The organism is Rhodanobacter sp. UC4448_H15 (assembly GCF_052978265.1).
The window spans coordinates 276,702-288,578 of record NZ_CM129665.1 but is presented as its reverse complement, the minus strand read 5'-3'; the positions used below and the strand labels follow the sequence as shown (position 1 = coordinate 288,578).

General features: G+C 69.0%; 12 protein-coding genes. 4 read left to right on the top strand and 8 right to left on the bottom strand.

The window, feature by feature from the left end; all coding sequences use genetic code 11:
* Positions 1-558: 558 nt before the first annotated feature.
* The 7 genes from ACVCMI_RS01255 to ACVCMI_RS01225 all read right to left on the bottom strand — a co-directional run bounded on the left by ACVCMI_RS01255 (position 559) and on the right by ACVCMI_RS01225 (position 6,290).
* On the bottom strand, positions 559-909 hold the full coding sequence (locus ACVCMI_RS01255; RefSeq protein WP_447097757.1) for a hypothetical protein: 351 nt from the start codon (positions 907-909) through the stop codon (positions 559-561).
* A 210-nt stretch (positions 910-1,119) separates the two neighbouring features.
* Complete coding sequence (locus ACVCMI_RS01250) at positions 1,120-1,665, bottom strand: DUF488 domain-containing protein (RefSeq protein WP_447097758.1); 546 nt, start codon at positions 1,663-1,665, stop codon at positions 1,120-1,122.
* Between the two features lie 3 nt (positions 1,666-1,668).
* Positions 1,669-1,881 (bottom strand): DUF2945 domain-containing protein, encoded by a 213-nt coding sequence (locus ACVCMI_RS01245; protein WP_447097759.1) that lies wholly within the window; start codon positions 1,879-1,881, stop codon positions 1,669-1,671.
* Positions 1,882-1,950: 69 nt separating this feature from the next.
* A complete protein-coding gene (locus ACVCMI_RS01240) occupies positions 1,951-3,825 on the bottom strand; it encodes a phospholipase D-like domain-containing protein (RefSeq protein WP_447097760.1) in 1,875 nt (624 codons plus the stop codon).
* 138 nt (positions 3,826-3,963) lie between these two features.
* Positions 3,964-4,437 carry a SixA phosphatase family protein gene (locus ACVCMI_RS01235; protein WP_395120671.1) on the bottom strand — a complete coding sequence of 158 codons (474 nt, stop codon included), beginning with the start codon at positions 4,435-4,437 and terminating at the stop codon, positions 3,964-3,966.
* Between the two features lie 39 nt (positions 4,438-4,476).
* A complete protein-coding gene (locus ACVCMI_RS01230) occupies positions 4,477-5,109 on the bottom strand; it encodes a ParA family protein (RefSeq protein WP_395120670.1) in 633 nt (210 codons plus the stop codon).
* Positions 5,110-5,249: 140 nt separating this feature from the next.
* Positions 5,250-6,290 (bottom strand): hypothetical protein, encoded by a 1,041-nt coding sequence (locus tag ACVCMI_RS01225; protein WP_447097761.1) that lies wholly within the window; start codon positions 6,288-6,290, stop codon positions 5,250-5,252.
* A 154-nt stretch (positions 6,291-6,444) separates the two neighbouring features.
* Between ACVCMI_RS01225 and ACVCMI_RS01220 the strand changes: the two genes are divergently transcribed.
* Positions 6,445-6,639, top strand: a complete 195-nt coding sequence (locus ACVCMI_RS01220; protein ID WP_395120667.1) for an antitermination protein NusB — start codon at positions 6,445-6,447, stop codon at positions 6,637-6,639.
* 128 nt (positions 6,640-6,767) lie between these two features.
* On the opposite strand, the gene speE is transcribed toward ACVCMI_RS01220, so the two are convergent.
* Positions 6,768-7,637 carry a polyamine aminopropyltransferase gene (gene speE / locus ACVCMI_RS01215; protein WP_447097762.1) on the bottom strand — a complete coding sequence of 290 codons (870 nt, stop codon included), beginning with the start codon at positions 7,635-7,637 and terminating at the stop codon, positions 6,768-6,770.
* Positions 7,638-7,905: 268 nt separating this feature from the next.
* On the opposite strand from speE, the gene speA reads away from it, so the two are divergent.
* From speA to ACVCMI_RS01200, 3 genes are all read left to right on the top strand, one after another.
* The gene (gene speA, locus ACVCMI_RS01210) at positions 7,906-9,795 is read left to right on the top strand and encodes an arginine decarboxylase (RefSeq protein WP_447097763.1); all 1,890 of its coding nucleotides are present in this window, start codon (positions 7,906-7,908) and stop codon (positions 9,793-9,795) included.
* A 123-nt stretch (positions 9,796-9,918) separates the two neighbouring features.
* Positions 9,919-10,704 (top strand): 3-hydroxybutyrate dehydrogenase, encoded by a 786-nt coding sequence (locus tag ACVCMI_RS01205; RefSeq protein WP_395120664.1) that lies wholly within the window; start codon positions 9,919-9,921, stop codon positions 10,702-10,704.
* On the top strand, positions 10,701-11,870 hold the full coding sequence (locus ACVCMI_RS01200) for a DUF3734 domain-containing protein (protein WP_447097764.1): 1,170 nt from the start codon (positions 10,701-10,703) through the stop codon (positions 11,868-11,870). The genes ACVCMI_RS01205 and ACVCMI_RS01200 overlap by 4 nt, the downstream gene beginning before the upstream one ends.
* Positions 11,871-11,877: the final 7 nt, after the last annotated feature.

Genomic DNA, 11,877 nt, shown 5'->3' with positions numbered 1-11,877 from the left:
TGCTCTGCCGAGGCCCCTGTGCGGCGGTGAGTCGGGGACGACAGGCCGCGCAGCGGGCATGGCGAGGGCATGGATGCCCGAGTTGAGGCAACGCAGGAGCAGTTGCCCGATGCCCAACAAGCGCCAAGCGGGGTGGCCTTTCTCTTTGGTTATCTTTCTCTTTACTCCGGGCATCCTGCCCTTCGCCCTTCGGGCCGGCTTCGCCGTTCGCACGCGCTCCTGCGCGTGCGTGGCCACGCAAAGAGAAAGTAACTCGGCTGCCGCAGGCAGACGAAAGGTCTTGCTCTGCGCACCCTCCGCCGCGGGGTGACAGCCGAGTACGATGCCTGCCTTCGCAGGCATGACGAGCTGTGGGGGTCGGTCCTTGCGGTGCGAGGGCCGACGTGCGGTGCCTGCCTTCGCAGGCAGGACGGGATGTGAGGTGCAACGTCTGCTTCACAGGCCCCAAGAACCCACGGAAAGTTTCCCGCCGCGCAGGGGAGGGAAAGGCCGGGCTCCACGTCAGCACGTCGAGCTTTCCGCGAGCGTCGGACGCATCGTGCGCTCCCCGGGAATCGGTCAGTGCACGGCGAACTCGCGCACCATCTGCGTCATCGTGCGTGCAACGCAGGCGGCGTCGCAGCGACCGGCGAGGTATCCCGAGCCGCACGTCATCAGCTCGGTGAGGGCGTCTTGCAGCTTCTGTGCTTCGGCGTCGCGCAGGGAGGCGTTGCCGCCGCTGGCGCGTTCCTGTTCGGCGTAGTGACGCACCGTGTCGACCATCATATTCGCCATCTGATCCGCGTCGGTGTCGCCGCGCAGGAAGCCGGGCCCTGCCGCCACGGCCCGATCAATTGCCGCCCGCATCCGCCCGGTCTGGTCGGCTGGCAGCGGTGCGGCGTGCGTGCCCGCATGCGGCTGTTCCGCCATTCGATCCGCTTTCATCGCGTACTCCTTTCATCATCTTGCACCGCAAACATTATGCGCCGCACCGCGAGAACCGCGACGGTTCGTCGCAAGCGGTCGGCCGCTCCGGATCGCCGGCCAGGGGCAATGACGGCCCGGTCAGCACAGGTGGCCAGGACCCTTGCTCCTGAGGGCTGGCGCGCCGATGGCCCGGTGTCGGCGCGAACGGCTGCGCTACAGCAACTCCCCCTGCGCCGCCGCATAACTCAACCGCCCATCCATCACGTGCGCCGCCGAGGTGTACGGATGCTCCGTGGTGTGGGTGGCGTCGAGGATGTGGATGACTTCGATGCCGCGCAGCTTGAGCACGTCGGAGACGATGGAGCGGTGGCAACGCCACCAGACCACTTCGGCGCACATCATGGCGGTGCGCTGGCGGGCGGCGAGTTGCAGCAGTTCGGCGAGGCCGTCGGCGAATTCCGCGGTGGCGGTGTAGTCGGCGTAGCCCTGGAAGGAGGCGTTGCGCCAGGCGGTGTTGGGCGAGTCCGGCTGCACCTTGCGGCGACCGCCGAGTCTGGGAATCCACTGATAGGCAATGCCGTGGGCGGGCAGCGACGCGGCGAGCGCCTCGCTGGCAAAGTGCGGGTGGCGGCGCGAGCCGGGGAAGCGGCGCACGTCGGCGATGGCCTGGATGCGGTAGTGGTCGAGCAGGCCGAGGAACTCCTCCAGCGGACGGGTGGAGTGGCCGATGGTCCAGATCGTGGCGGGGGTGGCGGGCATCGCTCAGTCGATCTTGTGCAGCGCCGCGCCCTTGTGCATGGCGACGTGGTCGGTCTTGTCGCTCTTGATCTCGTACTGCGGATCGTCCTCGCTGCAGTGGCGGGGGTGGCCCTTGTAGTCGGTGTCGCGGGTGTGCACCTTGATGATCTTGCCGCTGACGTGGCCGGCCTCGGAGTTCCAGCGCACGTGGTCGCCGACCTTGAATGCATGGCTCATGGTTGCGTGTCTCCTGACGTGACTCGAACCCCATTGAACGACGCCGCACGTGCAGGCGAGGTCAGCGCGCTACAGGATGCCCTTGGCGCTGCTGCCGAAGGCGGTGATCAGGCGGGTGATGACCCACTTCGGCGACAGGTTGACGTCGGGGAAGTCGCCGACCGGTTGGTAGCATGCGTAGAAGCGCGGGTCGCTGGCGCGCAGCGGCGGGCAGCCGGGCTTGAGGTCGAAGCTGGTGGCGTAGCGGAACGGCCACAGGTCGAAGAACGGCAGGCTCTCGGAGACCGTGCCGATGGCCTGGTTGATGTCGGTGAGCACCGGCACCACCGGACGGCGCGGCGCGATCACCCAGGCGTTCTGCGGCTCGGTGTCGCGCAGGATGGCCTGGCGCAGTTCGTCGGCGAAGGCGTGGTCGTAGACGATCACGCCGGCCTCGGTGTTGTAGTGGTCCGAGCGCGGGTCGAAGTTGTGCGAGCCGACCATGCTGAAGTCGTCGTCGATCACGATCGACTTGGCGTGCAGGCCGGAGCGCCGGCCCTCGCTGCGCAGCGGCGCCGGGCGGTTGCCGCTGCCGCTGCCGAGCAGGTGGAAGCGCGTGCGCGAGGCCTTGGCGGGGGTGGCGGTGGCGGCCGGCACCTGCGCGGTGTCGGCGTCCAGGTTGGCCAGTTCGTAGTCCACCGCGGGGCCGGGCGCGTGCGGCTTCAGCTCGTGAATTTCGAAGCCGAACTTCTTCAGGTAGCGCTTGCGGTGCTTGTACGACATCGCGTAGACGGCGAACGCGTCGGTGGAGGCCAGCGAGTTGGTCGACACGATCACCCGCGGCGGGTCGGCGCGCCGGTGCAGGCGGCGGAAGATGCCCTGGGCGCGCCGGCTCATCACCAGGTACGGCGTCTGCAGCAGTACCTCGTGGCGGGCCTGGCCGATCATCTGCATGATGTGGCGGGTGAACGCCGCGGTGCGCTTGCCGCCGGGGTCGTCGGTCTTTGCCGGCAGGTCGCTGAAGTATTCGACGTTGCCGACCCGCAGCGACGGTTCCACCAGCCACGCCCGCAGCCAGGCCGGGTCCTCGGCGGCCTGCAGCAGCTGGGCGACCCGCTGGGGTTTTCGATAATGCGGCTGGGGCCAGCTCGGCGCGGCGCGGTCGGCGACGATGCGCTGGTTGACGTCGCGCAGGTGGGTCAGCGGCACCGCGCGCTTGTGCCGCCAGAACAGCTCGAAGCTGCTGGCCATCGCGGTGGCGGCAGGACCGCCGACCATCACGTCGCGGTCGACGTAGTTGAAGGTGTCGTCCCAGTTGAAGTAGCGGTCCTGGTAGTTGCGCCCGCCGGTGATGCCGATGGCGTCGTCCACCAGCAGCAGCTTGTTGTGCATGCGCTGGTTGAACTGCATGAAGCAGCACAGCACGCCGGCGGCGAAATCCAGCGGCGGCGTGCGCGCCTTGTGGAAGGTCGGGTTGTACAGCCGCACCTTGAGGTTGGCGCTGGCGCGAGCCAGCGCGTCGAGCAGGTCGGGGTCGTTGAAGGAGAACAGCTGGTCGGCCAGGATGCGCACCTGCACGCCGCGGCGCGCGGCGCGCACCAGTTCGTCCAGCACCAGCTGGCCGACGTCGTCCTGGCTCCAGATGTAGGTCTGCACGTCGATCGAGCGCCGTGCGGCGCGGATCAGGTTGATCCGCGCGGCCAGCGCCGGCTCGCTGTCGCCGAGCAGGGTGACCACGTGCACCGGGTGCCCGGCGGTGGATTCGGCCAGCGCCTGGTCGGCGGCCTGCAGCAGCGGCGAGGGCTGCGCGCAGTGGTCGGCCTGGTGGCAGGTTTGCTGGCGGTCGACGGTGGCCGCCACCACCGCGTCGGCGCGGCGGATCTGCGCCTTGGACAGCGTGCAGCCCTGCAGCACGGTGGCCAGCAGGAGCAGCGGCAGGGCGAGGCGGCGAAGGTCGCGGAACATCGCCGCATGATAACGGTTGTGTGCCACCGTCCCGTGACGATGCGCGGCGCGTGGGGCGCCAGCGAAGGTGCGAGCAAGCCGTCATCCGTCATCCGGCATTCGCCGGGATGACGAGCAAAAAGGCTTGATCGAAGCAACCTAGGGCGACCAGAAGGCGTCCAGTCGCGCCTGGCCGGGCTCCAGCGGCCCATCGAGATGCAGTACCGCCAGCGCGCCGGGCGGCATGCCGCGGAATTCGTCGGAGCGGCCTTCCACCAGCAGGGCGACCAGCCGTTCGACGCCGGGGTTGTGGCCGACCAGCATCACGGTGTCGGCGTCGGTGTGCTGGTCGAGCAGCAGCAACAGCTCGCCCGGCGTGGCCTCGTGGATTTCCTCGGCGATCCGCGGCGCCGGCGCGGTGCCGAGCGCGGCCAGTGCCAGCCGGGTGGTCTCGCTGGTGCGTCGGGTCGGCGAACACAGCACCCGCTGCGGTTGCAGCCCGTGCGCGGCGAGCCACAGGCCGGCGGCCTGCGCCTCCTGTTCGCCGCGCGTGCTCAGTGCGCGTTCGCGGTCGTCGCCGCCGTCGGCTATGGGCACTGCTTCGGCATGGCGCAGCAGGATCAGTTCGTGCATGGGAGGCTCCGGCGAAAAGGGAAGAGGCGTGGGCCGCTGTCAGGACTGGCGCTTGATCCAGCGCAGCAGGGGTTTCCAGTCCTCCTGGTGGCTGCGCACCTGCTCGCTGTGGTAGTCGAAGATGCCCTTGCCCAGCGCGGCCAGCAGCACGTAGGCCTGGCTGTCGCGCAACTGCGCCACGATCGGGAACGGCGACTGCTCGGCGAGCTGGGTCAGCGCATCCTGGCTGGCGTGCGTCCACGGCTTGAGCCGGTTGGCCACCAGCCCCACCGGCAGCTTGCCGCGGTGGATGCGGTTGATCGCGCGCAGCTCCTCGGTGAAGGCCAGCGTGGCGTCGAGGTCGAACGAGGAGGGCAGCACCGGCACCAGCAGCACGTCGGCCTGGTCGAGATAGGGTTCCAGCTCGCGCTCGCGCGCGCCGGCGGGGGTGTCGATGAGCAGTTGCGCGGTGTCCGACGGCAGTTTCGCCAGCGAGCGGCGGCCGCCTTCGAGCGCCAGCACGCCGGGGACGTTCTCCGGCCGGCGCGCGGCCCAGCGGAAGCTGGAACCTTGCCGGTCGGCGTCGACGATGGCGCTGTGCTGCCCTGCCTGGGCCCAGTGCGACGCCAGTTGCGTCACCAGCGTGCTCTTGCCGCACCCGCCCTTGCTGCTCGCCACCAGCGTCGTAAGCATCGGATCGCCCCTGCCACGGAAGGTGGGTCCAGCCTAACGGGCGGGGCGGCAATGGGGAATAGGCGGGGAATAGGGAATGGGGAATAGGGAATCGGAAGAGCGGCTTGCGACCGGGCTGGTGCTTGTCGCTTCGGCTGTGGCTATTCCCTATTCCCTATTCCCGGTTCTCGATCCGCCGCAGGCGGATCGAGCGCAATGCCCGCATCGCGCAGGGCGGCCGCCTGCAGGCTCATCTCGGTGCCGCCGTTGCGGGCCAGCGACAGCAGGTGGCGGGCGAGGGGGGTGTCGTCCTGCACTTTGGCCAGCAGCTGGTTGAAGCTGCGCACTTGCCAGACCAGGCGGCGGCGGGCGTCTTTGGCGGCCTGGGCCGCGGCCGGGTCGTCGGCCAGCACCTCGGCCAGGTGCAGGCCGAGTGAGCGGGCCAGGGGGCTGGAGCCCCACTGCAGCAGCTTGGCCAGATTGAGGCAGTCCGCCTTGATCGAGGCATCCTCGCCGGCGTTCTCGCACAACTTGGCCACCAGCTGCAGGCTCGGCTGCGGTTGGGCGCTGGCGAGGCCGAAGATCAGCACGGTCTGCATGCCGACCGCGCCGGCGGCGTGGTTCGGGTCCAGCGCGGCGGCCGGCGGCGGCAGCACGCCGACCGAATCGGCCAACGCCTGCAGACTGATCCCGGCGTAGTCGTCGTACAGCTTGGCGGCGGCGGCGCGACGCAGGTCTTCGCGGGCGTCGTCCTGTTTGTGGTCGCGCGCGTCGGCGCCCAGCTTGACCAGCCACACGGCGGCGTTGTCCGGCGCCTGCGTGAGCAAGGCATCCAGCGCGGCAGCGTTGGGGCAGTTGCCGGCCTTGGCCTCGCAATCGGCCAGCCGCGCCCAGTTCACCGCCGAGCCTGCGCCTTCGGCGGCGGCGGCGCGCTCGATCAGGGCGTGGAAGCTGTTGCCCGGCGGCTGGTTGAACAATGGCCGCGCCAGCAGCGCGGCACCGAGCAGCGGCATCGCATCGGCGCGCGGCGCCAGCACGCTGACCAGGTCGCGCTGGAAGGCCAGCTGCGCCTGGTCGCGCGCCTGCGCCGCCCTGGACGTCGTCGCCGCGGGTTTCGCGGCGGGCGGCGCCTTGGCCGCCAGCACCGGCGCGGCGAACAGCAGCCACACGCAACTCACGGCAACGCAGCGCATTCCAGGCATCGTGAACTTCCCTCGGCGGCAAAGGCGCCAGCATAGCGAGTGCAGATTAAGCTCGCCTGATCGACGCGCCGCTCGCCGGTCGGCGGGGCGGCCAGGCTTGTTAGGATGCCTGTTCGGGCGCAGGACGACGCCACCCATCGCTCGGGAGAGTGTCGTGAATCATTTTTCGTTGTGGACCGATGGCGCCCCATGGTTTGTCGGCTGGGGCACGCTGGCCTTGATCAACGCGGCGCTGGCGCAGGGCAAGAACCGCAGCGGGCTGCTGTGGTTCCTGCTCTCGCTGCTGCTCGGCCCGCTCGCCACCTTGCTGCTGGTGCTGCTGCCGAAGGTGCGGTCGAAGATGTTTTAGTTGCAGGGAATAGGGAATGGGGAATAGGGAATGGGGAATAGGGAATAGGGAATAGGGAATAGGGAATAGAAGAGCAACGACGGGCGGCTCTTTACTATTCCCCATTCCCTATTCCCCATTCCCGGCTTTCAGTCCCCCAGCGCCTCGCGCATGAATTCCGGCTGGGCCAGGGCGGCCTTGTGGATTTCGGCGTTGTAGTAGCGGGTGGGAAATTTCTTGGCTGAAGCGCCGCGTTCGCGGAAGCCGGACAGGTCGCCGCCCTTGCGCGCCATGGTGCAGCTCCACCAGCCGGTGGGGTAGCACGGTTGCGGGAACGGCAGCGTCTTCACCGCGGCGAAGCCGGTGGTGCGCATCGCCGAACGCATCGAGCGGATCAGGTCCAGGTGGGCCAGCGGCGATTCGCTCTGCTGCACCAGCAGGCCGCCGTGGCGCAGCGCCTTGTAGCAGCTGGCGTAGAACGCGGCGTTGAACAGGCCTTCCGCCGGGCCCACCGGGTCGGTCGAGTCGACGATGACCAGATCCACCGACTCCGGCTCGCACTCGGCCATGTACTTGATGCCGTCGATGAACAGCAGCTCGGCGCGCGGATCGGCGTTGGCCTCGCACAGCTCGGGGAAATACTGTTCGGCCAGGCGCGTCACGCGCTCGTCGATCTCCACCTGCACGGCGTGCTCGACTTCCTCGTGGCGCAGCACTTCGCGCAGCGTGCCGCAATCGCCGCCGCCGATGATCACCACGCGCTTGGCGCGCGCGTGGGTGAACAGCGCCGGGTGGGTCATCATCTCGTGGTAGAAGAAGTTGTCGCGGCTGGTCAGCATCACGCAGCCATCGATCACCATCAGGTTGCCCCAGTCGGTGGTCTTGTGGATCTCGATGGACTGGAATGGGGTCTTCTCCGCGTGCAGCAGTTGCTCGGTGCGAAAGCCGATGGACGAACCGGACGCCTGGTGCGCCTCGGTGAACCAGTGGGCTTCGGTGAGGGGGGCGGGCTGCGACATGGGATGGTTCCGCGAAGCGTGGGCAAAGAAGGTCGATTGTACCGGCAACGGCGGCTGACGTCCCGGCCGCGGCCGCCGTGCAGGGCGGCGCGCGGCCATTACAATGGTGGCCCGGCCAGCCGTCGCGAGGGCGTGACGAAGGCCGGGCAAGCCCATCCGGCCCCGCGGCGTGCGAGGCTTCCGGCCGGCCGGCTTTCCGCTCCATCGAGCAACCTCGTCAAGGCTCGCCGCTGCGACATCCCCTGCTACGTTTCCCGAGGGAGGCCCCATGTCGAAGCCCTGGACCATTGCCACTGCCCGCCACACCTATGCCGTGCCCTACTGGAGCGACGGCTACGCCGACATCGATGCCGCCGGCAACCTGCTGATGCACCCGCGCGGCGCCGAGGGCCCGGCGCTGGCGCTGCCGGCGATCGTCGACCGCGCCTGCGCCGAGGGCCTGCGATTGCCGCTGCTGGTGCGTTTCCCGGACATCCTCGCCGACCGTCTCGCGCAGCTGCAGGGCGCCTTCGCCCGCGCCATCGCCGAGCACGACTACGCCGGAGGCTACACCGCGATCTATCCGATCAAGGTCAACCAGCAGCGCAGCGTGGCGGGCGAGCTGGTCGCCGCCGGCACCCAGGGCTTCGGCCTGGAAGCGGGCTCCAAGCCCGAGCTGATGGCGGTGCTGGCGATGGCGCGGCCCGGTTCCATCGTGATCTGCAACGGCTACAAGGACCGCGAGTACATCCGCCTTGCGCTGATCGGCAAGAAGCTCGGCCTGCGCGTGCACATCGTGATCGAGAAGCTGTCCGAACTCGACCACGTGTTCAGCGAGGCGAAGGCGCTGGGCGTGGAGCCGCTGCTCGGCGTGCGCGTGCGACTGGCCTCGATCGGCGCCGGCAAGTGGCAGAACACCGGCGGCGACAAGGGCAAGTTCGGACTGTCGCCGCAGCAGGTGCTGCGGCTGATCGAGCGGCTCGATGCGGCAGGCCTGAAGCACACGCTGAAGCTGCAGCACTTCCACATGGGCTCGCAGATCTCCAACGTGCGCGACATCGCCAACGGCATGCGCGAGGCCACCCGCTACTTCGTCGAACTCTCGCACATGGGCGTGCCGCTGGAGATCGTCGACGTCGGCGGCGGCCTGGGTGTGGATTACGAAGGCACCCGCTCGCGCAGCCACAACTCGATCAACTACTCGCTGGAACAGTACGCCGCCACCATCGTGCAGTCGCTGGCCGAGGCGGTGAGCGCCGAGGGCCTGGCCGCGCCGCACATCCTCACCGAGGCAGGCCGGGCGATGACCGCGCACCACGCGGTGATGGTGGTCAACGTGACCGAGGTCGAGCAGGTGCCGGCCGGCAGCATGCCGTCGCCGCGCGGGGACGAGCCGGTGGTGCTGCGCCACCTGCGCGAGGTCCACGCGGCGCTGGACGAGCGCCCGCCGCTGGAGCTGTTCCACGAGGCCCAGCATCACCTGGCCGAAGGGCAATCGCTGTACGCGCTGGGCCAGCTGTCGCTGGCCGACCGCGCGCGACTGGACGAGATGTTCTACGCCATCGCCAATGCCGTGCGCGGGCGCCTGCTGCCGGCCGAGCGCGCGCACCGACAGGTGCTGGACGAGCTGGACGAGAAGCTGGTGGACAAGTACTTCACCAACTTCTCGGTATTCGAATCGATCCCCGACGTGTGGGCGATCGACCAGGTGTTCCCGATCATGCCGATCGCCCGGCTCGACGAGGAGCCGACCCGGCGCGGCGTGATCGTCGACCTCACCTGCGATTCGGACGGCCGCATTGACCACTATGTGGAGGCTGACGGCGTCGACGTCAGCCTGCCGCTGCATGCGTTGAAGGACGGCGAGAGCTATCGGCTGGGCATCTTCATGGTCGGCGCCTACCAGGAGACCCTGGGCGACATCCACAACCTGTTCGGCGATACCGACGCGGTCAACGTGCGCGTCGAGGGCGACGGCTACGTGTTCGCCAACAAGCGTCGCGGCGACACCACCGACCTGATGCTCGACTACGTCGGCTACGACCTGGAGGCCTTGCGCGCCAGCTACCGCGCGCGCATTGCCGACGCGGGCGTCGCCGGCGACGAGGCGGCGCGCCTGTACGATGCGCTTGATGCCGGCCTCACCGCCTACACCTACCTCGCCGAAGACACCCACTGATCGCAGGAGCCCGCTCGCGGGCGATGCTCTCGCAAATTCCGAATACCGGCGCCGAGAGCACCGCCCGCAAGCGGGCTCCAGCATGACCCGTTCCATCCAGTTCCAGTCGCAGAGGAGCAACGCATGAGCAGTCTCAACGGCAAGGTCGCCCTGATCACGGGCGCGGCCAGCGGCCTCGGCAAGGCGATCGCCGAGCTGTACGCGAAGAACGGCGCCAGCGTGGCGATCGCCGACATCAACCAGCAAGCTGCCGATGCGGTGGCGGCGGAGATCAACGCCGCCGGCGGCAAGGCGCTCGGCGTGGCGATGGACGTCACCAGCGAGGAGGCGGTCAACGCCGGCACGGACAAGGTGGTGGCGGCATTTGGCCATCTGGACATCCTGATCTCCAACGCCGGCGTGCAGATCATCAATCCGATCGACCAGTTCGCCTTCGCCGACTGGAAGAAGATGCTGGCGATCCATCTCGACGGCGGCTTCCTCACCACCAAGGCCGCGCTCAAGCACATGTACCAGGGCGACCGCGGCGGCATCGTGATCTACATGGGCTCGGTGCACTCGCACGAAGCCTCGAAGCTGAAGGCGCCCTACGTCACCGCCAAGCACGGCCTGCTCGGGCTGGCCCGCACGCTGGCGAAAGAGGGTGCGCCGCACAACGTGCGCTCGCACGTGATCTGCCCGGGCTTCGTGCGTACGCCGCTGGTCGAGAAGCAGATCCCCGAGCAGGCCAGGGAGCTCGGCATCACGGAAGACGAGGTGATCAGGAACGTGATGCTGAAGGACACCGTCGACGCGACCTTCACCACGGTGGAGGACATCGCGCAGACCGCGCTGTACCTGGCCACCTTCCCCTCCGCCGCGCTGACCGGCCAGTCGATCGTGGTCAGCCACGGCTGGTTCATGCAGTGACCACGCCGTCGCTGGCGGAAACGGTAGCCCGCGACTACCGCACCGTCGCGCTGGTGTTGCAGGGCGGCGGCGCACTCGGCGCCTACCAGGCCGGCGTGTTCGAGGCGCTGGACGAGGCCGGCCTGCAGCCGAACCGGCTGGCCGGCATCTCGATCGGCGCGTTGAACGCGGCGGTCATCGCCGGCAACGCGCCCGAGCGGCGGGTGGAACGGCTGCGCGAATTCTGGGAGGCGATCTGCCGCTCGCCGCTGTGGCCGGACGTGCCGGCGCTGCCGTGGTTCGATGCGGTGGCGTGGCCGACGGCATGGCTCAACGGCATGAGCGGCCTGGCCGCCTGGCGCGCGATGACCGAGGGCCAGGCCGGCTTCTTCCACCCGCGCCAGCCGCCGCCGTTCCTGGGCGGGCACGCCACGCCGGGCAGCGTGAGCTGGTACGACACGAAGCCGCTGCGCGCCACGCTGGAGCGGTTGGTCGATTTCGACCGCCTCAACGATGCGCGCACGATGCGCGTGGCGGTCGGCGCGGTGAACGTGCGCAGCGGCAACTTCGCCTATTTCGACAATCGCCGCGAGCGCCTGCGCCCCGAGCACTTCATGGCTTCCGGCGCGTTGCCGCCGGGCTTTCCCGCGGTGGAGATCGACGGCGAGTTCTACTGGGACGGCGGCATGGTCTCCAACACGCCGCTTTACGAGGTGCTCAGCGAACGCCCCGGTTGCGACACGCTGGTGTTCCAGGTCGACCTGTGGAGCGCCCGCGGCACGCTGCCGCGCGATCTTGCCGACGTGGCCGAGCGCAGCAAGGAGATCCAGTACTCCAGCCGCACCCGGCTGGTCACCGAGTTCATGCGCCGCATGCAGGAGCAGCGCCGCCTGCTGCACGACGTGATGGCGCTGGTGCCGGCCGAGCGGCGCGGCGACCCGGCGTACCGCCATGCCGAGGCACGCGCGGCGGAGGCGTTGACCAACGTGATCCACCTGATCTACCAGGACCGGCCCCACGAAGGCCACTTCAAGGACTACGAATTCAGCGCCACCAGCATGCGCAGCCACTGGCAGGGCGGCCTGGACGACATGCGCCACACCCTGGCGCATCCGCAGTGGCTTGCCGCCCCCGACCCCGGACATCCGTTCGTGACGCACGACGTGCATCGCGGCGAGGCGGGCTGAGCGGGTT

Bases quoted from the DNA above. Each gene is read 5' to 3' on its own strand.
- ACVCMI_RS01255 (WP_447097757.1), bottom strand. From the start codon at position 909: ATGGCGGAACAGCCGCATGCGGGCACGCACGCCGCACCGCTGCCAGCC.
- ACVCMI_RS01250 (WP_447097758.1), bottom strand. From the start codon at position 1,665: ATGCCCGCCACCCCCGCCACGATCTGGACCATCGGCCACTCCACCCGT.
- ACVCMI_RS01245 (WP_447097759.1), bottom strand. From the start codon at position 1,881: ATGAGCCATGCATTCAAGGTCGGCGACCACGTGCGCTGGAACTCCGAG.
- ACVCMI_RS01240 (WP_447097760.1), bottom strand. From the start codon at position 3,825: ATGTTCCGCGACCTTCGCCGCCTCGCCCTGCCGCTGCTCCTGCTGGCC.
- ACVCMI_RS01235 (WP_395120671.1), bottom strand. From the start codon at position 4,437: ATGCACGAACTGATCCTGCTGCGCCATGCCGAAGCAGTGCCCATAGCC.
- ACVCMI_RS01230 (WP_395120670.1), bottom strand. From the start codon at position 5,109: ATGCTTACGACGCTGGTGGCGAGCAGCAAGGGCGGGTGCGGCAAGAGC.
- ACVCMI_RS01225 (WP_447097761.1), bottom strand. From the start codon at position 6,290: ATGCCTGGAATGCGCTGCGTTGCCGTGAGTTGCGTGTGGCTGCTGTTC.
- speE (WP_447097762.1), bottom strand. From the start codon at position 7,637: ATGTCGCAGCCCGCCCCCCTCACCGAAGCCCACTGGTTCACCGAGGCG.
- speA (WP_447097763.1), top strand. From the start codon at position 7,906: ATGTCGAAGCCCTGGACCATTGCCACTGCCCGCCACACCTATGCCGTG.
- ACVCMI_RS01205 (WP_395120664.1), top strand. From the start codon at position 9,919: ATGAGCAGTCTCAACGGCAAGGTCGCCCTGATCACGGGCGCGGCCAGC.